Here is a 20,605-nt window from a genome sequence, read left to right as displayed (position 1 = left end):
ACGACCGCCAACGGAAGAGGCCGCTCACACCTCCGGTGGAAACGGCCTCCGACCTGCAAAAACGCGGTCGGGACGACAGGATTTGAACCTGCGACCCCTTGACCCCTAGCGGCAGACGCAGAGTCGGCCGGGGGAGGCGCCTACGCGCCGAACGTGCCCCGGCGAACTGCGAACCCTCGCTACAGGGAGCGGGAGGCCGTGCTGGTGAACCAGTTGACCAGGGCCCAGGCGAGCGTCCCGCCCAGGCTGATGATCACGCCCTTGGTGATCGCCGCGCCGCATCCAAGAACACGACCGACGACTGACCTGCCGATCGCTGCCGCGTGCCGGTGCCGCGGCACCCTTCGTCGGATTCATAACATGAGGGTGTGATCGCTGAAGACGCGCAGCCGCCGGCATGCGGACGCGAGCGCGATGACCGCTCCGTCACCAGGCCCGACACTCTCCGCACCCCGGTGGTCGATTCACGCGCCGCAACCGTCCGGCTGGCTGCCGGGTCGGAAGGCTTGGTGGAGTGTGCGGGGGTTGAGCCGAAGCCGAGGCTGCGCGGCTGGCTGCACGCCGCAATGTTCCCCTTCTCGCTGGCCGGCGGCATCGTCCTGATCGCGCTCGCGCGCCCAACGGCGGCAGCGGCCAGCTCGGTGTACGCGCTGTCCGTCTGCCTGCTGCTGGGTACCAGCGGGCTCTACCATCGGAGAACATGGGGTCCACGCGGGGAGGCCGTGCTGAGGCGGCTGGACCATGCGAACATCTTCCTGATCACCGCCGGTACGTACACGCCTGTGGCGGTCATGCTGCTGCCCGCGGGCCGGCGACTGGTGCTGCTGTCCCTGGTGTGGGGTGGGGCCGCTGCCGGCATCGCGTTCCGCGTCTGTTGGATCAAGGCGCCACGCTGGCTCTACACCTTGTGCTACCTCGCCTTGGGCTGGGTAGCCGTGTTCTACCTGCCCGCCTTCGCGCACACCGGCGGCATCCTGGTCGTCACACTCATCATTGCCGGTGGCCTGTTCTACACAGCGGGCGCCGCCGTCTACGCATTCAAGCGCCCCGACCCCTCACCGCGCTGGTTCGGCTTCCACGAGGTCTTCCACAGCCTCACCATCGCCGCCCTCGCATCGCACTACACGGCCATCCTCATTGTCACAACATGACCAGCGGGGCGAGCCCGCCCGTGCGGTTATGACCGTGACTCTTCCTGGACGCCCGCTCGAACCAGTGGCGCACGCCCGATTCCAAGGCCGCAGGCAATCTTCGGAGCGCGCCATGATCGTCATTCCTGGACTCATCCTCCTGATCGCCGCAGTGGTCGTTGGCGTGGCCGGCGTCCTGGCCAACACCGGCAGCGCCCACGCTCTGCGCCCCACGGCTTGGCGGTCTTCGGCTACCACGGTAGCGAGGTCGAGGGCCGCCAACATGTGCATCACACCGTCGTAGTGGTTGTAGGTGGCCCTCAGCCGACGCGGCGAACGCGCCATGCGCCACGCTTTCCCCTTGCGGGACTGAAGGTTGAGCGGGCCGAACTCGTCCAAACAGACCATCCGGCCGTCGGTAGGCGGCGTGTCGTAGAGCTCCAGGACCCGGTGCATCTTGGCGATGAACTCCCGGTCCGTGGAGGCCTTCCACGTCGTTGTCGTCTACCAGGAGACCCTGCCCTCGCGCAGGATCCGTCGCAGGGTCTCGCGGCTGACCGCGGTGACGACCTTGCGCTCGACCAGGTGTGCGGCGAGCTTGGCCAGGCTCCAGGTGGAGAACGCGGTGATGCCCCAGTCTGCGGGGGACGTCCGGGCGATCAGGAAGATGCGCTCGCGCACCTGGTCACGGATCGCCTTTGGGCGTCCCCCGCTCCATTTTTGGGTCCAATGCGTCGAACCCCCGCTCGTTGAAGGCATGGACGACATCGCGCACGTAGTCCTTGCCGACCTGCAGCAGCGAGGTGATGTCCCGCACCGACCCGCCCTGCGCGGACATCAGTATCACGATCGCCCGTCGCAGCCGGACCGGATCCTTCGAGGTCCGGCCGATCCGCTGCAGCCGGCGGCCCTCCTCCATGCTCACCGGCCGGACGAACACTTCCGGACGACGCCCCACGAGCACCTCCAAGATCAGATCTCGGAGGCAACCTGGTTCAGGAGCGCAGCCGTATCAACTGTCCCGGGAAGGACGCGGCTTGTTGGACGTCGCCCCCAGGGCCGCTCGCCGACCTCGCAGTGGTAGCACCGGGCAACGCGGCCATCGTGGTTGTACCACTCATGCGATTCGCAGTTTTGCGCGCCCTTGCCAGGGAAGCCCCGATTGACAAGCCACCAAGGCAGGCACTTTCGCACGCGAGTGCGCCAGCGATACCGACCTGTCCCAGCGGGCATCTGGACGTGGAAGGTGGTCCTGGACGTCGCTGTTCTGGGCGTGGTGCTCTTGCTGGCTTCGTTGGTCAAGCTGGTTGCTGCGCGGCTGGTGCTCCGTGATCCGCCGCTCCGTCATTCCCGCGGCCGGCGGACAAGGGGACCGCCCTGCCTCGCCGTCCGGGCGGTCTCTCTTTCACCTGGATGCGTTCGGCGCGCCTCCTCCTCGGCGTGCACCCCCCGACGCACGGTGAGAGCAGGACGCGCCGCCTCTCCCACCTTGGCGGCCGTCCGCCCCTTGGCCCGCCTGCGGACGGGCCCGTCCGGGGCTCCTCCCGCACGTCAACGGCGTCGGTACGAGCCCCGGACCTTCATCGCGCTCGGACCAGGCCAGCGGCATTCACGACCTGCGGCACTATCGCTTTGCCTGACAGCGATGGATGATGAAGGAGGGGTTCGGAAGGCGGCACGGCTATGGACGCCAACATCGACCGCGTGATGACCAGCTACTTCACCGCCGCACTGATCGAAGCCGGCGGCCCCGATACATCAACGGACGCGGCCGAACACCTGCGACAGCGACAGGAACTCTGGCGGGAACGCGCGACCATGGAGCCGGCCACCGCCGCCTGGGCGCTGCTCTGGGCAACTCGCCGCCTGGCCAGTGCGAAACTCGCGGCATACCCCGAGGCACTCGCGGACCGCACCGTGCTCGAGCAGTGGATGGCCAAGCGCGGCATCAACGGGTTCCGCTACGCCGGACGCACCCTTCAGGCCCGAGAGACCCCCTGGCCGTAGGGTCCGGCCGAATCCACAGCATCACGAACCAAGAGGTGAGCAGCATGCTGATCGGAGTCACGCACACCATTTCCGACCCGGAGAAGTTCTTCGCCGGCGCCCAGGAGCTCCTGGGAGACCTCCCGAAGGGCCTGGCCTGTCACCAGGTGTTCCCGGCGGTCGACGGGACCCACGCCCATTGCCTGTGGGAGGCCCCGTCCGTCGACGAGGTTCGCAGCCTGATCGACCCCGCGACCACCGGAATCGCCGAGAACGACTATTTCGAGATCAACACCGAGAGCGCCATCGGACTGCCCTGAACCAACCGGGCTCGAGGAGGGAGCTGGTCGCGACCCGAGTCAGCCCGCCGTACCACCTTCGGAAGCCTTCGCCCGGGAATGCTGGGTGCGGAGAGAAGCGTGCAGCGCCTCGCAGGCCTGGCAGGCGTCGCGCGCGACCTCGAGGTCGCTGATTGGCCGCGTGGGAGCAGCGGGCGCCAGGGGTGCACCGCACAAGCCCCGAGACTCTCCGTCGGGCACAACGTGCCACGCAGCCACGGTCCGGAACTCATACTCGGCTTTCAGCCTGTAGGCCATGACTCTCACCTGCGTTGCCTGGGTAGTAGGCGGAGAGTTGGGGCGGCGAGACCACGACGGGGGCACGGCCAGCACCACCCCGACACCCGCAGGACCGCCACTCGGCAGCAGGGCGGCCAGGCAGGGCATCCGGATCACCTGCTTGGTATGACGGTGCACGCGCGCACGGGCTCAGGCTTGGGCCGGACGGCCCCATCGGGAAGCCCACACGTCCCTTTCCCCATATACGACGATGCCCCTGGTACCGAGAGTCCGCTCGGTACCAGGGGATCTTGTGTTGCCGGCCCCGCTTCCACTGCGAGCCGGCGGTCGGCCCGTCCGGGGTCGCCTGGGGGCGGTGCATCCGGCCGGGCAGCTTGTCAGGCGACCGCGGCGAGCACCGCCTTGATCGCCGTTCCCTGGTCGCCGGGCTCACTCGTGAGCCGCTGGTGACGCAGGCACAGCGTGGCGAGCTCTCGGTGGATCACCCGGTCGACCTCGCGGCGAAGCAGCGGGTCGCGGTCGCGGTGGTCGCCTAGCGGGATCTCCTCGTCGAGCACCGTCGCGAGGATCATGTCGTAGCCGCGGCAGTGCACCGTGACCAGGTCCCGGAGCCGGTCGACGTCCGCGCCGGGCAGCAGTTCGCGCCGGAGCTCGGCGGCGGCGAGCCAGTAGGCGAACGGGTCCAGGGCGGCGCGGTCGACGAGGACGATGCCAGCGGTGAGCCCGGTCTCCAGCTCGGCGCAGACGCCGGCGGAGACGATCCGCTCGATCCGGCTCTTGATCCTGCGCCTGGTGCGCGAGAACCCGTGATGGGGCTACCGCAGGGTCAACGGCGAGCTGGCCACGCTGGGTATCAAGGTCGCCGCCTCGACGGTGTGGGAGGTCCTCAAGGCCGAAGGTATTGATCCTGCGCCTGACCGCGGCGTGACCACTTGGGCGGACTTCCTTCGTACGCAGGCCGATGCGTTGCTGGCCTGCGACTTCATCGAGACGGTCACTCTGACCGGTGAACGCCAGTACATTCTGGCGGTCATCGAGCACGCCACCCGCCGCGTCCGGATCCTCGGCACTGCTGCGCACCCCGCCGCGAACTGGGTCACCCAGGCGGCACGGGACCTGGTCATGGACCTGGAGGACGCCGGAGCCACCGTCAGATACCTCGTCCGGGACCGGGACGCGAAATATCCGGCACAGTTCGATCAGATCCTGGCTGACGCCGGCATCCAGGTCGTCCTCACCGGCATCCGGACGCCGCGCATGAACTCCCTCATGGAGCGCTGGGTCCAGACCTGCCGCCACGAACTCCTGGACCGGACCCTGATCTGGAACGAACGCCACCTGCGCCGTGCACGGCACGAGTTCGAGCAGCATCACAACACCCACCGGCCCCACCAAGCCATGAACCAGGCGGCGCCACTGCGAGCAGTGCCCGAACTACTCGAACCGGGGGCGATCGCCCGCCTGGAGATACGTCGGAGAGATCGTCTTGGCCGGGTCATCCACGAGTACCGACATGTTGCTTGAGCTGCATGGATGAGGTTATCGGCAGGCGCAAAGTTGAGTTCGACCAGCTCCACGTGCAGATCACCACCCGGCTCACCCAGATCCTGCACTCGCTCACCGCCGAACCCTGAGCCCACGTTGCCGCGGTCCGCCGGGCGGACTTCTCCCGATCCACTCGATCGCTGCGCGCACCCGCTCCCGCTCACTGCTGCCCGCGGGATGGTGCGTCAGCACGCTGGGGCTAGCGTTGCGCTGTGCGCCCCGAACGTCGCAACCGCAGCCCAGCGAACACCAGGTCGATAACGAGGATCACGACACCGATGACGAGGAGCCAGAGCAGCCCGTGTGCGACGGCACCGATGATGCCCAGCACGATTGCGAGGATGATTACGAGCAGGAACAGAACCATGGTCGGCGGCTCCTGTGCGCGGCGGACGGATCAGCGGCGGGCGAGCTGCCGCTCACCCGCGGTGCCCGACTGGTAGGCCAGGCCGTAGTGCTGGAAGACCGCTTCCTCATCGGTGGCCGGCAGCACATCGTCGGTGCCGATCGCGGGACAGTCCTTGACCAGGGATTTGTCGTAGCTGACTTTGACGTATCCGGGGCCGACGATCGCGCCGTCCAGGGGGACGAACACGAGGCGGTGGCGGGTGGGCAGGCCGACCTGGACGGTGGCCATGGCCGGCTCGTCGGTGCTGGTGTCCACGTAGATGGCCTCCAGAACCCCGATCTTGTGGCCGCCGGGGTCGATGACCTGGTGCGTGCGCCATTCACGGATGTCGGCTGCCTCGATCACGGCACGACTCCCTTCGGCAGGTCAGCCACGGGTGGCCTGCGTAGTTCCAGTTTGTGGCCGTCCGCGGATGCGGCTTGCCGGAGACCGCGGGGGCAAACCTGCTCCGCTCACAGGCCCCGGGCGGCGATGTCGCGGTGGATCTGCTCGCATTTGTCGCAGGCGCAGTCCAAGTCGATGTCGCTGAGGTCCGCCAGCGGCCTCGCGGCCTCGTCCAGGGCGACGGAGTGCCCGCACAAGGCGCGCATCCAACCGGACTCAACGATGTGCCACTTGCCTGCGGGCATGCAGTCCTCGGAGGTGATGAATTGCTCGCGCAGCTCGTACAGCATGCAGGCCTCCAAGGACGACGGCCACGGTCGGACCGCGGCCTGTCGGGCGACTGCCCACAGATCCCGCCACCAAACACGACGAGGCCTCGGCGCTGATATTCGCGGCAGGGCGCAGTCGTTGGAGGCTGCGGCCGAGCGACTACCGCCGGTCACCAATGGACCCGCCCGCCGGGCGATCTCGGCGCGGTCCGATGAGCCTGGGGCTGACGGCACACAGGTGCCGCAAAACCGAAAGAAACGGGTGCGACATGCGAGTTCTGTTCACCGCACAGATGGACATGGCGAAGGGCAACCGGGCGAGCATGGACAAGCGCCTCGGCGAGATCACGGAGGAGACTTTGGCTCCCTGCACCCGGAGGCCGCGTACTTCGGTGCGAAGGACGGCTGCCGCACCGCCTTCATCGTCTTTGATCTCAAGGAGACGTCCGACATCCCCAAGATCGTGGAGCCATTCTTCATGAAGCTCGGCGCCAAGGTCGAGTTCATCCCGGTGATGAACTTCGAAGACGTCCAGGCCGGCCTGAGCAAGGTCAGCCTCTGAGCAGTAACGCCGATGGCCCCCGACGCTCAGTCCGCAGCGTCGGGGGCCATCGTGTGTCCACAGGTTCCTCCACGGCCCCTGCGGATCACGGCCCGTCCGGGATCGCCTGGGGGGTCGGGCACCCGGCCGGGTGGCTCTACCAGGAGCGCTGTTTCCAGCTGGCGTGGAGGCGTTCGGGGTGGAGGTCCCGCCACCAGCGCGGCCGGTCGTAGAACGCATTCGGCTTGCGGCCCCGCAGCCGCCGCCCGCCGGGCCTCGCCGCACGGGCATGAGCACGACGGCATGTCCGCGGCGCTGACGATGTAGCCCCGGCAGCGCACGTGATGCTCCGTGCGGTCGAACGGGAAGTCGCAGTGCGGGCACCTGTCCGCGGCAGCCGAGAACGACGCGGCGGCCAGGGCAGCACGCGGGTAACCCGTGGCAAGTTGCCACCAGATTCTGCCTCGATCGGGCTCACCTCGACCACTCCACACGCCAGGCCGGGTACGGCTCGTGGAGCTCGTCGACCAGGCGCGCGCCCTCCGGCTGCAGGAAGCCGAGCAGCGCCGCGCGCCGCAGCGTCTCCCAGGCCGACCGGTGCACCTTGCGGTCCGAGGCCGCCTCCTCCTCAGCCAGGGTAAGGACGCCGTCTGCTCGTGGACCGCATCATGCCAGACCACCAGGCACAGACTCAGCCCACGCCCAATGTTCCGATCGGCAGGCCCGTCGAGCCCGAGTATGCCCGCCCGGCGTGGATGCTGGGCGCTGTCTCCGGAGCCCACCTGAACCCGGTGGTGAGCATCGCATTCGCGCTCCGCAGCGACTTCGCCTGGCGCCGCGTGCCCGGCTACATCGCCGCCCAGTGCGCGGGCGCGCTGCTGGCCTGCCTGGTCCTTCGGGCGATCTTCGGCAACGTCGCGCACCTCGGCACGACGCTGCCCGGGCCCGGATTCACCCTGGCCCAGGCCTTCGTCATCGAAGCGGTGCTGAGCCTGGGACTGGTGAGCACCATCCTGGGCACCGCCTCCAGCGCACAGAACCCAGGACCACTGTCCGCAGTCGGTGTCGGCGCATACATCGTGCTCGCCGGCCTGTGGGCCAGTCCCGTAAGCGGAGCGTCCATGAACCCCGCCCGCTCCCTCGTACCCGCCCAGGCCAGCGGGGACCTGCACGACCTGTGGATCTACCTCACCGCGCCACTGCTCGGGGCCCTTGTCGCGGTCACCGCCGCTCTCATTCTGCGAGGATCCGGTGGCGGCCGGGGCGGTTCCAAAGCGGCCCAAGGCATCCTCCAGCCGCCGACCACGAAGCACCGCTGACACCCCAGCAAAGGCAAAGGAGCGGGCAGATCCGGCCCAGGCAGGCACGCCCCGGGCCGGGCGCCTGGCCGGGGGTTGCGCAGCCGGGATGTGGGTAGTCGCGCCCACAAGGAGGTCCTGATGTACTACTGCGAACTCCGCATCACAGAAGAAGCGTGGGATAACGCCCGCATAATCGCCCCAAGCGAGCCTGAAAACCTGCCCATCAGCGCGAAGGAGCTGGCCCGGCAGCACCTCCTGGCGGAACTGCAGGCTCGGCAGTTCACCCAGGAACCCATGCCCCATCGCGTGGAGGTTCGGATCTGGGAAGAACGCCCCGAAGGCGATCCCGACGCCATCGCCTTGTGGGCCCACGACGAAGACGGCCCCTTCCAATCGTCCTCCGGGCTGGCCACCAAAGCCGCAGCCGACCCCATTGAGACGGACACTCGATCTCACCCGTCATTCACCTTCGGCGGGCTACCGCCCTCAGCGACCACGCCCGCACGTTGATCTCTGACTACCTCGACGACGCGGCCAGGGGCCGAACCCGATCCCGGGACGAAAGGGGCCTGGAGGACCGAGCCGCCCCAATGGTGGTTCCCGTCGGAACCGTGAGGGGTGCTCCACAGCAGAGGAGATGACCATGTTCGGTTATCGGGTTCCCGCTCCGGACCAGGCGATGCTGATCTCCGGAGGTCGGCGCGGCATGGGCACCGCCCCGTTCCGCGTGGTGACCGGGCACGGCGCGTTCGTGCTGCCGGTCTACCGCAAAACCCGCTTCCTGACCCTGGCCATGTGCGAGGCGGAGGTCCACGAGAACTGCGTCACCCACCAGGGCATCGCACTCACGGTGCGGGCGGTGATCGCGTTCAAGGTCGGCAATGACAAGGAGAGCATCGTCAACGCCGGCCAGCGGTTCCTGTCCGACCAGGACCAGATGTCGGTCTTGACCGGCCGGATCTTCGCCGGTCACCTGCGCTCGATCATCGGCTCGATGACGGTCGAGGAGATCGTCACCGAGCGGCAGAAGCTGGCCACCGAGGTGCTGGAGACCTCCAAGCCGGAGATGGCCAGGATCGGCCTGATCGTCGACTCGCTGCAGATCCAGTCCATCGACGACGGCCGGACCGGCTACATCGCAGCGATGGCCGCCCCGCATCAGGCCGCGATCCAGCGGCAGGCCAAGATAGCCCAGGCCGCCGCCACCCAGGCCTCCGCCGAGGCGGAGCAGGCGGCGGCCAGAAACCAGGCCGAGTACGCCCGTCAGACTGCGGTCGTCACGGCGCAGTACACCGCCGAGGTGGACCGGGCCCAGGCGGAAGCCGCCCAGGCCGGACCGTTGACAGCAGCCCATGCGCAGCAGGAGGTGCTCGCGGCCCAGACCGAGCTGGCCCAGCGCGCTGCCGAGCTGCGCCAGCAGCAGCTGGTGGCGGAAATCGTGCGGCCCGCAGAGGCGGAAGCCGAACGGATCCGCGTCCTCGCGCTCGCCGACGCGCAGCGGATGAAGATCCAGGCGGAGGCGGCGGCGTCCAACGACCGGGTCGCCCTGGACCGACTCCTGATCGACCAGCTGCCGCTGATCGTCAAGGAGGCCGCCGGCGGCCTCAAGGGCGCCAACGTCAACGTGCTCAACGGCACCGACGGCCTGGGCGAGATCGCCGCCGGGCTGGTCGGCCAAGGCCTGACCATCTTGGACTCGGTCCGCCAGAACCTGGGCACATCTCGGCCCCGTGCCAACGGCGAAGGCGGACCCCTCAAACGGATCGGTCCGGTCGACTGACGCGCCCGACACGCTACGAGTCGCGCGGACAGAGACCAGGGCTCCTCGCGCAGGTCATCGCCGAGCACCCACGGACGGCGGAGCACGCCGACTCGACGCGCAACACCCTCACCAACCGCCGAAGACATCACCTGATGATCCTTCATCAAGAGGTCGGGTTGTTCGGCGCCCATACAGGAACCGGGAAGGTGGGCGACGGAGTAGTCGAGGCCGTCACAGGGCCGGATTCCGGGCGTGTCGGCGCAGGACGCGGTTTGCGACTTCGAGCAGACCGCTCACGGGGCAGTCGGATCGGACGGCCAGGGACGGCGCGGTTCGCCAAACCTGGACGAAGACCTCCTCGGTCGCCGCGCATGCACTGCCTTGGTCCTGGCAGGCGGAGAGGGCGGCGAGCCAGATGGCGGGTGCGAGCTTGTCGTAGAGGGCGGAGAACGCCGTTGTGTCCCCCTGAGCGGTTTCCTTGAGCAGGTCATCGATCTGCTCAAGGAAGGATCTGGAAGTCCGGAGTCGACGCTTGGCCGGGGGCCTCGCGCCCGCATCCGAGGGGAGTGGGGCATGAGTGCCGGCCTTGTTCGGGTGGTTCACAGTCGGCGGCCTTCCAGCCGGGCGGGGGTGGGCCAGCGGACGTCGGTGGCCCAGCCGGCCCGTTCCAGGAGGCGGATGACGGTGGCGCTCAGGTCGATCTGCCCAGGGTCGACGCCGTGCCGGGCGCAGGTGGGGTCGGCGTGGTGGGGGTTGTGCCAGCTCTCGCCGAACGAGGGCAGCGCCAGCGGCCACAGGTTGGTGGCGCGGTCGTGGCGGCGGGTGCGGAACGGGCGCTCGCCGATCATGTGGCACAGGGAGTTCACGCTCCAGGTCACGTGCTGGAGCACGGTGACGCGGACCAGGCCCGCCCACAGCAGGGCGGTGAGGGCGTTGTGGAGCGTGCCGCCGATGGCCCATCCCAGCCCGAACGGCAGGGCGAGGGAGAGCACGCACAGGGCGGGGAATGCGGCCGAGACCCTGCGCATGGCGCGGTCGGACAGGAGATCGGGCGCGTACCGCTCGGCCGGGGTGGCGTCGCCCGCGAAAAGCCAGCCCACGTGGGCGTGGGCCAGGCCGCGGAGCTGGCCACGCAGCGTGGTTCCGTAGCGGAAGGGCGAGTGCGGGTCACCGGGGCGGTCCGTGAACGCGTGGTGGCGCCGGTGCGTGGCGACCCAACTGATCACATCGCCCTGGAACGCCATCGACCCCGCTGCGGCGAGCACGACCTTGAGGGTGGGAGCGGCGGTGAAGCTGTGGTGGGTCAGGCAGCGATGGAATCCCACGGTGACGCCCAGGCCGGTGAGGGTGTAGAGCGCCACGGCCAGCAGGATATCGAGCGGGCCGATCAGCCGGCCCCACAGGACCCAGGCCGCCAGGACGACCGCAAGGAACGGAAACGCCACGATCACCGCGGTGATGATCACCTGCCAGCCCTGCGGCCGCCGCTCGACAGCGGCCGGTGCGGCGGGGAAGGGCTCCGTGCCGGTATAGGTCGGGCGCACGCTCGCCGCAGTGCTGCGCAGCGACGGCGACGCCGCGTGTTCGGCAAGGGAGGACACCGACGCTCCTGGCGGTCTCGAAGTGCGACGCAGCCAGGGTCAGGGGCAGCCGGACGACATCGTCGAAGACGGTCTCACAGTGCGCTCGCGGTGTTGATCGCACGCTTGGACGGTGCCTGTCTCCAGCGTAGCGCGTTCTGCGACGGACTTCCGGCCTCGGCAGGCCTCGCGTGCGGACCTCCTCGGACCTCGGGCCGGCGGGGCGCGGCGCCATTGCGCCGTCACCGCCCGGTCGCGTGCCGTTCGCGCTCGTGATGGCCGCGCAGTTCGCGGCAGACGACGCACCGCGTCGCACTCCCCTCGGGGCGCCGGTCCCCGGCCTTCACGGGTTTGCCGCAGATGCAAACCGCGTCCTGCGGAGCCTCGCGGGCGCCGTCGAAGGCGGGGTAGCAGCGTACGCAGATGATGTGCGCAAGCCGGTCGCCCTCACCGGTGGAGGGCAAGGGATCTGCGGTGGCCTTCGTCGCGGGGGAGGGGGTCGGTGCTTTGACGGCCGGCTCCGAGCCACTTGGCCATGGTGGTTTCAGCATCGACGTGCGCCTCCTTGCTCCGACTCCCCGCGCGCCTACCCCATCCCGTGGTCATCAACATTCGGGCGCAATGGTGTGCGCGGGGCCCACGATGCCCGTGACTCGGACGATTTCGGACGCGCGCCTGGGGTAGGTGCGGCACACCGGTGATCCGAGTAGAAGGACGGCATCATGCTCGTGGCGACAGCTCTGATCATTTACGCTTCGGTGGCCCTTTGGACCGCCCGTTGCGTCTTCGCCCGCCAGCGAGCAGTCTTCGTAGCCCGGCGTGCCGAAGGCCGACCGGACGCCGCGGCCGAAGGCCTCTTCCGCCGCCAGGAGCGCGATCAGGCCAAAGCGATCGCGTTGCTCGTAGGAGCCTCCTGGCCGGTCAGCGCGCCGCTGTTGCTGGCGCGCCGTCTGATCACAATGGCCGTGCTGCGCCCGGCACCGCCCACCGGGAAGAGCGGCGGGGCCGCCGAACGGCAGCGGCAGCGGCAAATCAGGCAACTGGAGCAGGAGTTGGGCCTGAGCCGCGTGGCAGAACCGGACCCGCTCGCGGGCTGACAGGCTCTGCAAATCATCAGTTCCGTGCACGCGACACACCTGCCGTCTCCGTTCGAGGCGGACGAGAGCCGATGAGGTCGGTTCGGACGCCGAGGACGGCGACGGCGAGGAGGACGACCAGCGGCCCGGCATTGGGGTCGGTGGAGTGACCGCTGGTGAGCAGCCCGGCACCCTGTCCGAGCGCCCAGAACAGCAGCGCGAGGACGATGCCAGCGCACCCGGCTGCAGAACGCCAGGGCCTCGGGGCCAGGACTGCCAGGCCCACCGCTGCCATGACCAGCGCCAGGGTGACAGTCATCGCGGTGCCGTAGGCGGTCGTGGCGGAGGCGACGGTACGGTCCAGCGACGCCAGCGGGCCCGGTGCGGCGTCGGCCGAGGAGGCAATGGCCGCCACCGCACCGTTGCCCGGAAGGACTTGGAGGAGCGCGCCGCCGATCCACAGCACGGCCCAGACCGGAGCCGCCCAGGCGGAAGGCGGTACGTCGCTGCGCCACCGCCGGCCGGGGCGGTCCTGGTCGGTCGGCCTGGGCCAGGCCAGGGACGCAGCCAGGGCGTACAGCAGCACGGCCCCCGGCGCGCCGGTCAGCAGGAGGGCGTGGCCGCCGGCCACGCCGCCGAGACCCTCGCCCAGAAGCCACACCGCAAGAGCCCAGGCGATGGAGGCGGCCAGTGCCCAGCGTGCTGTGCGCGCCCACAGCAATCCGGCCCCGAGCAGGAGTTGGCCGAGCGCGAATCCCGTGTTCATCAGGGCGGGCGCGGCGGCGATCAGGTGGGCGGCCCAGTGGACGGACGCGGCCACGGCGGCGGGCTGTCCGGTGGCGGCGGGGTCGATGATCTGGTGGGCGAAGCCGCTGGTGAACATGTACGGCTGCAGTTGCAGGGCGCCGTCGAGGAGCCAGAGCACTCCCAGGACGATCTGGATGTGTCGGCGGGTCACAGTCATGGCGGCCTCCAGGGCCGGGTGGTGCGTGCGCGCGGCGGGCCTGGTGGGGCCTCGACACGCGCGAGGTTACGGCGGCGAGCACCTTGGTGTCGCCCAGATGTCGGGTATCGGGTATCAGGCGTCGGTGGCCGCGGCGGCGGACCTCGGGTGGGGTCACGCACCGGGACGATCGCGAACTGGCCCGGCTGCTGTGTCTTCGGCCTGGTGGTGAACGCGGTGCCCGCCGTGCCGGCGGCTTCGTCTGGCGATCAACGGGGTGAGTGCCGCCAGGGCAGTGGCCTGGCCGAGCAGAGCCCAGACTTTGTCGGTGAACCAGATCGGCTCGTACATGTCGGGCAGCGGGCCGAGGGCTCCGGGGTCGGCATAGCGGTAGAACAGGATCGCGGCGAGTCCGGCGGCGGCGGTCAGCCAGGCGAATCGGTCGCCGAACCGGTGCCGCCACAGCAGCACGAGCAGCGCCGCGACGATGGCGGCGGTGGCCTCGATGCGGAACAGGGTGCCTTCGTTGATGGTGGAGGAGGCGACCGGGGCGTACTGGTGGGCGAGCTTCAGGTGGATGGAGGCGTCGACGGCGAGGCCCGCTGCCGCGGTGCCTCGGAGGACGATGTGCCGTGCGGCCATGACGGGCTCCTCAGCCGACTGTCAGTGTGCCGTGCATGGATGCGTGGATGGAGCAGACGTAGGGGTACGCGCCAGCGGCGGTGGGCGCGGTGAAGGTCGCCGACTTGCCCGGGTTGATGGCGCCGGTGTCGAAGGCGCCGCCGGAACGCGCGGTGAGGGTGTGTGTGGTGGAGTCGTGGTTGATCACGGTGATGTTCTCCCCGGGGTGCACGGTCAGGTTCGTGGGACTGAAGGCGAAGTTGTCGATCACGATCTGCCCGGTCGTCGCGGTGGGCGGGGAGATCGAGGTGCCCGGACTGCTGGGCGCGCTGTGAGCGCTCGGGGGTGCTGCCGGGGTCTGGCTCGACCGGACGGTTGCGGAGGAGCAGCCGCCCGCGGCCAGCAGCAGCACGGCTGCCGGCAACGCGACGCGGAGCGGAATTCTTGGCATGTCAGTTCCTTGCGGGTGAACCGGGCCGTGGATCGTGGGCTACTCGTTCCAGCATCCGAGGATGTCGCTGGCGATCTCGTAGGCCAGATCGGACCGGGAGAGGTGGTGTGGTCCCGACGCGGCCGGCAAGCGGGTGGCGTCGACGCGAAGGGTCTTGCCGTCCTTGAGGATGACGACCGTGCCGCCCGGGGATTCGTAGCCGGGGTTGCCCAGGGCCTGGGCGACGGTCAGCGGCGTGGTGCGGCCCAGGCGGGTACGCAGTGCTTCGAAGTAGCTGGTCGCACTCGCCGCGTCCGGTGATTCCTTCACCGTCAGCACGAGTTGGCCGGTCGGCAGGTGGTAGGTGCAGGTGTAGAGGTGGTCGGTCCAGGTGGTGGTCGTGGTGGGCGCGTTCGCCGGTGTCAGGATCTTCGTGACGTCCTTGCGGATCTCGGGTGAGCACACCATGAGCGCGGTCGCCGAGGGTGCGGTGGCCTGTGCCGCGCCGGGCATCGGCATCCCCGGCGGCGTCGAAGCGCTCGGGGGCGTCAGGACGTCGGCGTGCGCCGGTGCGCTCGCCGATGCGGCCGCGCCGGATGCGGCGGAGCTGAGGGCGCTCCCCGAGGCGCATCCCGCTGCCAGTGCCCCGATCGCGGCCGCGGCGGCGAGCGCGCAGACGCGGATGCCGTGTCGTCCAATGGGGGCCGCGGCAGATCCGACGGTTCGTTTTCGGGTGTTCATCGTCTCCTCCTCGTGTGGTCAGCCCCGGTGGATGCCGGTGAGGGTGGCGAAGGCGACGGTGTTGTCCAGGTAGTGCTGGGTGGCGTGGTCGAACCGACCGCCGCAGGTGATCAGCCGGAGCTGGGGATCGGTGGTGTTGCCGTAGACCGTCAGGGTGGGGAATGCGGCCTTGGAGTAGGTGTTGACACCGTCGATCCGGAACACGGCCACGGTGCCGTCGCTCCGGGTGACGGCCACGGTGTCGCCGGGACGCAGCGCACCCAGTGCGTAGAACACGCCCTCAGCCCCGGTGGTGCCGTCGATGTGGCCGACGATGACCGCGGGGCCGACTTGGCCGGGACTCGGTGAGTTCCGGTCCCAGCCGGGGGCCGACACGTCCGACATCGGGGGTACTTGCAGGGTGCCGTCAGAGTTCTGACCCAGGCTCAGCAGTGCATGGTGCACGCCGATCGCCGGGATGCTGATCGCGGTCGGAGTCGCGGCGTGGGCGGCCGGTGCCGTCGGAACGCTGGTGGTCGCGCGCGGCGCGGCGGCCGGCAGCGCGGCCGAGGCCGGCGGCTGGGGCGCGTGCTGCTGGCCGGAGAGGCCGAGGGCCACCGTCCCTCCCGCCGCCGTGAGCAGGGCGGCGGCCGCCGACGCCAGCAGGCGCCGGCGGCCACGACCGAACTGTCGTGCCGCCCAGGACATGGGCATCTACTTCTCGACGTTGGTGCGTCGACGCAGGACCAGCACGCCTCCGGCGGCGGCTGCCAGGCCCGCACCGGCCGCGTAGAGCCCCACGTCGTGGGTTCCGGAGGTCCCGCCGCCACCGGTGTTCACGCCACCACTGGGAACCATGGCCATCTGGGAGACGGCCAGCGGCCCGCACAAAGCGGGGGAGGTCGCGGCCAGCGGCAGCGAGGGCACCAGGTCGCTGGGCTCGGCCTGGGCCTTGGCGCTCAGCGTCGTCGGATCCAGGCCGTGGACCACGATGACGGCCTTGCCCGCCTTGAGCGAAGCCACGGTGGCCGCGTCGAGGGTGATGGTGCGGGAGTAGTGGAAGTCCGCGCCGGACGGCGCGATCTTGATGTCGGTGCCGGCCGCCGGGCTGGTGTCGCCGGTCAGGCTCAGCGTGGTGCCGATCGCCCCGTAGGCGGGGCCACCCTCGGTGGTGCTGACGACGCCGTCGCCGTTCTTGTCCGCGGAGGCGGTCGGGCACATGCCCATCCCGTTGATGTGGATGTGCTGCACGTGCGGGAACGGCGCGTTCATGAACGTGGCGGCCAGGCCCTTCACGTCCTCGGTGATGACGGCCTGAGACCCGTTCAGCTGGAGCATCAGCATGCCCGAGCCGCCGGCGTGGTTGAGCGGATTGAGTGTCGCCATGTACGTGGTGCCGCTGCTGGACTGAGTGCTCGTCGCCGAGGCGCTGAAAGCCGTCAGCGGCAACGCGAGCAGCCCCACCGGGGCGGCCAGGGCCAGGACCCTGGCCGTCGTCTTCATGTGCTTCATCGCGCTCTCTCCTTCAACTGCTTGGTGGTACTCGGATTCCGAGAACCTCTCGGAAGCCGGGCCCAGTGATCACGACCTTCCACGTCCGGTGGAACCGGGACCGGGGTCGTGGGCAGCGAGCGCCGCCTGCCGGAATCAGGGACGGGAAGAAGAAGCCGAGCGTCAGGGTCCGGGGCGCATGAAATCGAACTTCTGAGAGTGATTCGGAGCCGACGGCGTGGCGGATGGGTCAGGAACCGAGTGACTGTCCGGCCGATCACTGATCGCGCTCGTAGGGCGGCGTCTTGAGGTGGCTGTGAGGGTGGCGGGATGTCGATTGCCCGGGTTCTGTGGGCGTGCGACATCATCAGATGGGTGTTGAGGGGCACCGAATGCTGATGCGGTTCATGTACACATGTTCTGTTTGCCCGTCCCGGGTGGAGATCTGGACGGGTAGGCGGCCAGTCCGTATTTTGGGATATCGGCATGGCCAGGCTTGCGTCGAGTGGCATCTGGCCCCTGACGATTCGGACGACACCCCAGCCTCCTGGCACGGCGGCCTATCGGGAGTTCTAGTCGAATGGGACGACGACACCGGCGGCGCCGTCAGCCTGGAGGACTTCCTCGCGGCAGCCGGTTCGCCTGCAGCGAGGCGCTGGGCGAGGCGGACCTGGCCTTCGCCTGGCGCGCGAGCCGTCCGCCCCCGCGACGAGCCTGACGGCTCAGCGCAGCCAGGGCCCAACGGCCTTGCATCGTGTAGGCATGCGCGAAGGAGTGCAAGTAGCAAGCAGCAGCCATGAGCGGCTGACTCCCGCCCGGGCCTTGGGCCCGGGCGGACGGGCCGTGCCGTTCGGCGAAGAGAGGAGCGACGATGCACGTAGGCGATCGTCTCCAGCCGCGCCGCCCGGAGCGCGCGAGTGTGCGGCGTCTGGAACTGAGCGGCCTCGAATCGACCGGCGGCCGCCAGCCGCGCGTTCACGCGTGCGGCTATGACTACTTGGGGGCTGGGCTCCGCGCCTGGGCACGAGCCCGAGCAGGAAGACGTCGACCTTATGGACGACGTCCTGCTGGCGGTGTCCGAGTTGGTGACCAATGCCAGCCGGCACGGAGGTGGGGCCAGGCTGCTCGAGCTCGTGTGGACCCCGCGAGGCGTCTGCATGTCGAGGTCTTCGACACCAGTCCTCAGCTGCCGGTGCCCCGTTTCGACCCACCGTTGGAGAGCGCGGGCGGGTACGGATTGCACGTTCTTGGTGTGCTGTGTGACCGCTGGGACGTCACCTCCCGCCGGGAGGTAGTCGGCAAGTCGGTTTGGGCGGAACTGGAGCCCGTGTGCGGAAGACGCTGAGTATGGTCGCCGGGGGAGGCCGGCCCGGAGCTGCTCGGCCTTCGGCCCGCTTCAGGTGGCTGTCAGGATCTGGCCGTTGGCGCTCTCAGCGCTCGGTGAGCAACGCGGTGCGAAGCCGATCGAGGATCCGGGCCAGGAGCCGGGACACCTGCATCTGGGAGATGCCAAGTTCAGCGCCTATCTGAGCCTGGCTGAGCTCGCCGGTGAAGCGCAGCGCGAGAATGGCTCGGTCACGCTCGGAAAGTGCGGCGATGGCGGGTCTGAGGACTTCCCGGGTTTCGACGCTCTCCAGGCCGTGGTCGGTGTAGCCGAGGCGACGGCTGAGCGGGCCCTCGCGTTCCTCGCCGTCGGTGGGGTGTTCCAGTGTGCCGGCCGAGTAGGCGTTGGTCGCGATCCTGGCTTCGGCGATCAAGGCCACGGTGGTGCCGATGCGTTCGCCCAGTTCCGTGTCGCTTGGCTCGCGTCCGAGTTGCTGCTGGAGGTCGTCCTTGGCTCTGGCCACTCGCAGGCGCATCTCCTGCAGGCGCCTGGGGACCCGTACCGCCCAGCTGGTGTCGCGGAAGAAGCGTTTGAGTTCGCCGTCGATGGTGGGCAGCGCGTAGGTGGCGAACTCCAGGCCGCGGTCGGGGTCGAAGCGGTTGATGGCCTTGATGAGACCGACGATGCCGACCTGGATGAGGTCGTCGTTCGGCTCGCTGCGGTGGCGGTAGTGGGACACAGTCGCACGGACCAGGGCGACGTTGAGCTCGATCAACGTGTTGCGCACGTAGGAATAGTCGTCGCCGCCCTCGGGCAGCGCCCGTAGCCGCTCGAACAGCACACGGGAGAGCCCGCGTGACTCGTCGACGGTCAGGCAGTTGGGTGCCGGCAGCCGCGGGATCTGCGCCGGCTCGGGCAACCCGAAGGGCTTTCGCGGGGTGGTCGCGGTTGGCGATGTGGGGGCCATGAGGTCCTCCCGGTCCGTGCGCATCGTTGGGTGAGCAGCCCCGTTACCTTCTTCGTGGCCCCGCAACGGGGCTCCCGGCCTCCGGTCCCGGCATGACCCCGTAGCCCTGTCAGTCATGATCGAAAGGGTGCTGTCACCGGGCACGGAGGCATCGGCAGACCGCTGATCAGGGGCATGGGCGCCCAACCCGTACCGGGTGGGGCAGGCTCTCCGTAACGTGGATGCCTGCACGCTGATGCCGCAGGCAGGCCGGGATGGTTCGGAGCTGGGAAGCAAGGATCACGTGACCGACGACGAGACCGTCGACGTCTATCTGGGCCTGGACGTCGGCAAGGGCGAGCACCACGCCACCGCCCTCACTCCGGCCGGGAAGAAGGCCTTCGACAAGCCCCTGCCCAACACCGAGCCCAAGCTGCGCGAGCTGTTCGCCAAGCTCCAGGCCAAGCACGGGACCGTGCTCGTCGTCGTCGACCAGCCCGCCTCTATAGGCGCCCTTCCGCTGGCGGTCGCCCGCGACATGGGCTGCCGGGTCGCCTACCTCCCCGGGCTGACCATGCGTCGGATCGCGGACCTGTATCCGGGCGAGGCCAAGACCGACGCGAGGGACGCCTACGTCATCGCCGACGCCGCGCGCACGATGCCGCACACGCTCCGGGCCATCGACCCGGCCGATGAGACCACTGCCGAGCTGCAGATGATCGTCGGCTTCGACGACGACCTCACCACCGAGACCACCCGGATCAAGAACCGCCTGCGCGGTCTGCTCACCCAGGTCCACCCCTCACTCGAGCAGGTCCTGGGCCCGCGCCTGGACCACCCCGCCGTCCTGGCCCTGCTGGAGCGCTTCGGCTCACCCGCCCAGATCCGCAAGGCGGGTCGCCGCCGCCTGGTCACGCTGCTGCGGCCGAAGGCCCCGCGCATGGCCGAGCGCCTGGTGGAGGACATCTTCACCGCACTCGACGCGCAGACCGTCGTCGTCCCCGGGACCGAGGCCGCGGCACTGATCGTCCCCAGCCTCGCCTCCTCCCTCACCGCCCTCGCGGATCAGCGCAAGACCCTGGCCGCACGGATCGAGGAACTGCTGGAGGCCCACCCTCTTTCCCAGGTCCTGACCTCCATGCCCGGAGTCGGGGTCAGGACCGCAGCCCGCATCCTCATCGACGTCGGCGACGGCACCGCGTTCCCCACCGCCGGGCACCTGGCCGCCTACGCAGGCCTCGCACCGGTCACCCGAGCCTCCGGCTCGTCGATCCGCGGCGAGCACCCCGCCCGACGCGGCAACAAACAGCTCAAACGCGCCCTCTACCTCGCCGCGTTCGCCTCGCTCAAGCAGCCCGAGTCACGGGCCTACTACGACAAGAAACGCAAGGAAGGAAAGCACCACGTCGCGGCCATCGTCGCGCTCGCCCGGCGACGCATCGACGTGCTCTTCGCCATGCTTCGCGACGGCACCTTCTACCAGGCCCCAGCCGTCACGCCAGCTTGACGAAAACCATAGGGGCACCCTTTGAGAGTGTTCGAGCGTGCCGACTCCCCTTCGGCGTATGC

At 69.4% G+C, this 20,605-nt stretch carries 26 protein-coding genes; 10 read left to right on the top strand and 16 right to left on the bottom strand.

Translation table 11 applies throughout. The features are described from left to right. Window positions 1-179 precede the first annotated feature (179 nt). The gene (locus tag BS83_RS45885; protein WP_157597388.1) at window positions 180-341 is read right to left on the bottom strand and encodes a hypothetical protein; all 162 of its coding nucleotides are present in this window, start codon (window positions 339-341) and stop codon (window positions 180-182) included. 27 nt (window positions 342-368) lie between these two features. Between BS83_RS45885 and trhA the strand changes: the two genes are divergently transcribed. Beyond that, window positions 369-1,151, top strand: coding sequence for a PAQR family membrane homeostasis protein TrhA (trhA, locus tag BS83_RS31440; RefSeq protein WP_198035341.1), 783 nt, complete (start codon window positions 369-371; stop codon window positions 1,149-1,151). A 483-nt stretch (window positions 1,152-1,634) separates the two neighbouring features. On the opposite strand, the gene BS83_RS46755 is transcribed toward trhA, so the two are convergent. Beyond that, complete coding sequence (locus BS83_RS46755) at window positions 1,635-1,811, bottom strand: hypothetical protein (protein ID WP_232248538.1); 177 nt, start codon at window positions 1,809-1,811, stop codon at window positions 1,635-1,637. Between the two features lie 4 nt (window positions 1,812-1,815). Then, on the bottom strand, window positions 1,816-2,094 hold the full coding sequence (locus tag BS83_RS46750) for a helix-turn-helix domain-containing protein (protein ID WP_232248767.1): 279 nt from the start codon (window positions 2,092-2,094) through the stop codon (window positions 1,816-1,818). 719 nt (window positions 2,095-2,813) lie between these two features. On the opposite strand from BS83_RS46750, the gene BS83_RS31430 reads away from it, so the two are divergent. Beyond that, the gene (locus tag BS83_RS31430; RefSeq protein ID WP_037606794.1) at window positions 2,814-3,137 is read left to right on the top strand and encodes a hypothetical protein; all 324 of its coding nucleotides are present in this window, start codon (window positions 2,814-2,816) and stop codon (window positions 3,135-3,137) included. 44 nt (window positions 3,138-3,181) lie between these two features. After that, a complete protein-coding gene (locus BS83_RS31425; RefSeq protein WP_037606792.1) occupies window positions 3,182-3,436 on the top strand; it encodes a hypothetical protein in 255 nt (84 codons plus the stop codon). 635 nt (window positions 3,437-4,071) lie between these two features. On the opposite strand, the gene BS83_RS31420 is transcribed toward BS83_RS31425, so the two are convergent. Continuing rightward, entirely contained in the window at window positions 4,072-4,266 is a 195-nt protein-coding gene (locus BS83_RS31420; RefSeq protein WP_157597387.1) for a hypothetical protein, read from the bottom strand. Between the two features lie 301 nt (window positions 4,267-4,567). Here BS83_RS31420 and BS83_RS31415 point away from each other — a divergent pair, with 301 nt between their 5' ends. Further along, window positions 4,568-5,218: an integrase core domain-containing protein gene (locus tag BS83_RS31415; protein WP_332262359.1), complete on the top strand. Its 651-nt coding sequence runs from the start codon at window positions 4,568-4,570 to the stop codon at window positions 5,216-5,218. Between the two features lie 220 nt (window positions 5,219-5,438). On the opposite strand, the gene BS83_RS46745 is transcribed toward BS83_RS31415, so the two are convergent. The 3 genes from BS83_RS46745 to BS83_RS31405 all read right to left on the bottom strand — a co-directional run bounded on the left by BS83_RS46745 (window position 5,439) and on the right by BS83_RS31405 (window position 6,322). Then, window positions 5,439-5,606: a hypothetical protein gene (locus BS83_RS46745; RefSeq protein WP_198035338.1), complete on the bottom strand. Its 168-nt coding sequence runs from the start codon at window positions 5,604-5,606 to the stop codon at window positions 5,439-5,441. 30 nt (window positions 5,607-5,636) lie between these two features. Further along, complete coding sequence (locus tag BS83_RS31410; protein ID WP_037606788.1) at window positions 5,637-5,993, bottom strand: PRC-barrel domain-containing protein; 357 nt, start codon at window positions 5,991-5,993, stop codon at window positions 5,637-5,639. A gap of 107 nt (window positions 5,994-6,100) precedes the next feature. Then, entirely contained in the window at window positions 6,101-6,322 is a 222-nt protein-coding gene (locus tag BS83_RS31405; protein ID WP_037606786.1) for a hypothetical protein, read from the bottom strand. 118 nt (window positions 6,323-6,440) lie between these two features. Between BS83_RS31405 and BS83_RS31400 the strand changes: the two genes are divergently transcribed. Beyond that, window positions 6,441-6,863, top strand: coding sequence for a hypothetical protein (locus tag BS83_RS31400; RefSeq protein ID WP_232248537.1), 423 nt, complete (start codon window positions 6,441-6,443; stop codon window positions 6,861-6,863). A 453-nt stretch (window positions 6,864-7,316) separates the two neighbouring features. Here BS83_RS31400 and BS83_RS48430 read toward each other — a convergent pair whose 3' ends face one another. Next, entirely contained in the window at window positions 7,317-7,445 is a 129-nt protein-coding gene (locus BS83_RS48430; RefSeq protein WP_269664875.1) for a hypothetical protein, read from the bottom strand. A 65-nt stretch (window positions 7,446-7,510) separates the two neighbouring features. On the opposite strand from BS83_RS48430, the gene BS83_RS31395 reads away from it, so the two are divergent. From BS83_RS31395 to BS83_RS31385, 3 genes are all read left to right on the top strand, one after another. Continuing rightward, window positions 7,511-8,161, top strand: coding sequence for an MIP/aquaporin family protein (locus tag BS83_RS31395; protein ID WP_084715153.1), 651 nt, complete (start codon window positions 7,511-7,513; stop codon window positions 8,159-8,161). Between the two features lie 120 nt (window positions 8,162-8,281). Beyond that, window positions 8,282-8,653 (top strand): hypothetical protein, encoded by a 372-nt coding sequence (locus BS83_RS31390; RefSeq protein WP_037606784.1) that lies wholly within the window; start codon window positions 8,282-8,284, stop codon window positions 8,651-8,653. A 133-nt stretch (window positions 8,654-8,786) separates the two neighbouring features. Then, window positions 8,787-9,923 carry an SPFH domain-containing protein gene (locus BS83_RS31385; protein WP_037606782.1) on the top strand — a complete coding sequence of 379 codons (1,137 nt, stop codon included), beginning with the start codon at window positions 8,787-8,789 and terminating at the stop codon, window positions 9,921-9,923. A 581-nt stretch (window positions 9,924-10,504) separates the two neighbouring features. Here the strand turns inward: BS83_RS31385 and BS83_RS31375 are convergent. Then, the gene (locus BS83_RS31375; protein WP_232248536.1) at window positions 10,505-11,506 is read right to left on the bottom strand and encodes an acyl-CoA desaturase; all 1,002 of its coding nucleotides are present in this window, start codon (window positions 11,504-11,506) and stop codon (window positions 10,505-10,507) included. 701 nt (window positions 11,507-12,207) lie between these two features. Here BS83_RS31375 and BS83_RS31370 point away from each other — a divergent pair. Further along, complete coding sequence (locus BS83_RS31370; RefSeq protein ID WP_037606779.1) at window positions 12,208-12,582, top strand: hypothetical protein; 375 nt, start codon at window positions 12,208-12,210, stop codon at window positions 12,580-12,582. Window positions 12,583-12,598: 16 nt separating this feature from the next. Here BS83_RS31370 and BS83_RS31365 read toward each other — a convergent pair whose 3' ends face one another. The 7 genes from BS83_RS31365 to BS83_RS31335 form a co-directional block, all read right to left on the bottom strand. Next, window positions 12,599-13,525: a hypothetical protein gene (locus BS83_RS31365; RefSeq protein ID WP_037606777.1), complete on the bottom strand. Its 927-nt coding sequence runs from the start codon at window positions 13,523-13,525 to the stop codon at window positions 12,599-12,601. A 153-nt stretch (window positions 13,526-13,678) separates the two neighbouring features. Continuing rightward, on the bottom strand, window positions 13,679-14,146 hold the full coding sequence (locus tag BS83_RS31360; RefSeq protein WP_051944393.1) for a hypothetical protein: 468 nt from the start codon (window positions 14,144-14,146) through the stop codon (window positions 13,679-13,681). Between the two features lie 10 nt (window positions 14,147-14,156). Beyond that, window positions 14,157-14,576 carry a cupredoxin domain-containing protein gene (locus tag BS83_RS42975; protein ID WP_063774263.1) on the bottom strand — a complete coding sequence of 140 codons (420 nt, stop codon included), beginning with the start codon at window positions 14,574-14,576 and terminating at the stop codon, window positions 14,157-14,159. A gap of 39 nt (window positions 14,577-14,615) precedes the next feature. Continuing rightward, window positions 14,616-15,296 carry a hypothetical protein gene (locus BS83_RS31350; RefSeq protein ID WP_157597386.1) on the bottom strand — a complete coding sequence of 227 codons (681 nt, stop codon included), beginning with the start codon at window positions 15,294-15,296 and terminating at the stop codon, window positions 14,616-14,618. Between the two features lie 18 nt (window positions 15,297-15,314). Next, entirely contained in the window at window positions 15,315-15,983 is a 669-nt protein-coding gene (locus BS83_RS31345; RefSeq protein WP_063774409.1) for a class F sortase, read from the bottom strand. Between the two features lie 6 nt (window positions 15,984-15,989). Further along, window positions 15,990-16,787, bottom strand: coding sequence for a hypothetical protein (locus BS83_RS31340; protein WP_051944390.1), 798 nt, complete (start codon window positions 16,785-16,787; stop codon window positions 15,990-15,992). Between the two features lie 1,409 nt (window positions 16,788-18,196). Beyond that, entirely contained in the window at window positions 18,197-19,057 is an 861-nt protein-coding gene (locus tag BS83_RS31335) for a SigB/SigF/SigG family RNA polymerase sigma factor (RefSeq protein ID WP_051945668.1), read from the bottom strand. A gap of 235 nt (window positions 19,058-19,292) precedes the next feature. Here BS83_RS31335 and BS83_RS31330 point away from each other — a divergent pair, with 235 nt between their 5' ends. Next, a complete protein-coding gene (locus tag BS83_RS31330) occupies window positions 19,293-20,543 on the top strand; it encodes an IS110 family RNA-guided transposase (protein ID WP_456300481.1) in 1,251 nt (416 codons plus the stop codon). The last annotated feature ends 62 nt before the right edge of the window (window positions 20,544-20,605 follow it).

The sequence above is a fragment of the Streptacidiphilus rugosus AM-16 genome, assembly GCF_000744655.1.
In the GTDB taxonomy this organism is placed as follows: domain Bacteria; phylum Actinomycetota; class Actinomycetes; order Streptomycetales; family Streptomycetaceae; genus Streptacidiphilus; species Streptacidiphilus rugosus.
The sequence above is the reverse complement of the archived record's forward strand: the minus strand, read 5'-3'. Positions and strand labels throughout refer to the sequence as shown.

What these genes read in the sequence shown, in the direction of transcription:
- BS83_RS46745 (WP_198035338.1), bottom strand. Translation starts at nt 5,606, where the DNA reads ATGGTTCTGTTCCTGCTCGTAATCATCCTCGCAATCGTGCTGGGCATC.
- BS83_RS31395 (WP_084715153.1), top strand. Translation starts at nt 7,511, where the DNA reads ATGCCAGACCACCAGGCACAGACTCAGCCCACGCCCAATGTTCCGATC.
- BS83_RS31365 (WP_037606777.1), bottom strand. Translation starts at nt 13,525, where the DNA reads ATGACTGTGACCCGCCGACACATCCAGATCGTCCTGGGAGTGCTCTGG.
- BS83_RS31430 (WP_037606794.1), top strand. Translation starts at nt 2,814, where the DNA reads ATGGACGCCAACATCGACCGCGTGATGACCAGCTACTTCACCGCCGCA.
- BS83_RS31405 (WP_037606786.1), bottom strand. Translation starts at nt 6,322, where the DNA reads ATGCTGTACGAGCTGCGCGAGCAATTCATCACCTCCGAGGACTGCATG.
- BS83_RS31340 (WP_051944390.1), bottom strand. Translation starts at nt 16,787, where the DNA reads ATGAAGCACATGAAGACGACGGCCAGGGTCCTGGCCCTGGCCGCCCCG.
- BS83_RS31350 (WP_157597386.1), bottom strand. Translation starts at nt 15,296, where the DNA reads ATGAACACCCGAAAACGAACCGTCGGATCTGCCGCGGCCCCCATTGGA.
- BS83_RS31345 (WP_063774409.1), bottom strand. Translation starts at nt 15,983, where the DNA reads ATGTCCTGGGCGGCACGACAGTTCGGTCGTGGCCGCCGGCGCCTGCTG.
- BS83_RS31425 (WP_037606792.1), top strand. Translation starts at nt 3,182, where the DNA reads ATGCTGATCGGAGTCACGCACACCATTTCCGACCCGGAGAAGTTCTTC.
- BS83_RS31385 (WP_037606782.1), top strand. Translation starts at nt 8,787, where the DNA reads ATGTTCGGTTATCGGGTTCCCGCTCCGGACCAGGCGATGCTGATCTCC.
- BS83_RS42975 (WP_063774263.1), bottom strand. Translation starts at nt 14,576, where the DNA reads ATGCCAAGAATTCCGCTCCGCGTCGCGTTGCCGGCAGCCGTGCTGCTG.
- BS83_RS31360 (WP_051944393.1), bottom strand. Translation starts at nt 14,146, where the DNA reads ATGGCCGCACGGCACATCGTCCTCCGAGGCACCGCGGCAGCGGGCCTC.
- BS83_RS31420 (WP_157597387.1), bottom strand. Translation starts at nt 4,266, where the DNA reads ATGATCCTCGCGACGGTGCTCGACGAGGAGATCCCGCTAGGCGACCAC.
- BS83_RS31390 (WP_037606784.1), top strand. Translation starts at nt 8,282, where the DNA reads ATGTACTACTGCGAACTCCGCATCACAGAAGAAGCGTGGGATAACGCC.
- BS83_RS31330 (WP_456300481.1), top strand. Translation starts at nt 19,293, where the DNA reads ATGCCGCAGGCAGGCCGGGATGGTTCGGAGCTGGGAAGCAAGGATCAC.
- BS83_RS31335 (WP_051945668.1), bottom strand. Translation starts at nt 19,057, where the DNA reads ATGGCCCCCACATCGCCAACCGCGACCACCCCGCGAAAGCCCTTCGGG.
- BS83_RS31370 (WP_037606779.1), top strand. Translation starts at nt 12,208, where the DNA reads ATGCTCGTGGCGACAGCTCTGATCATTTACGCTTCGGTGGCCCTTTGG.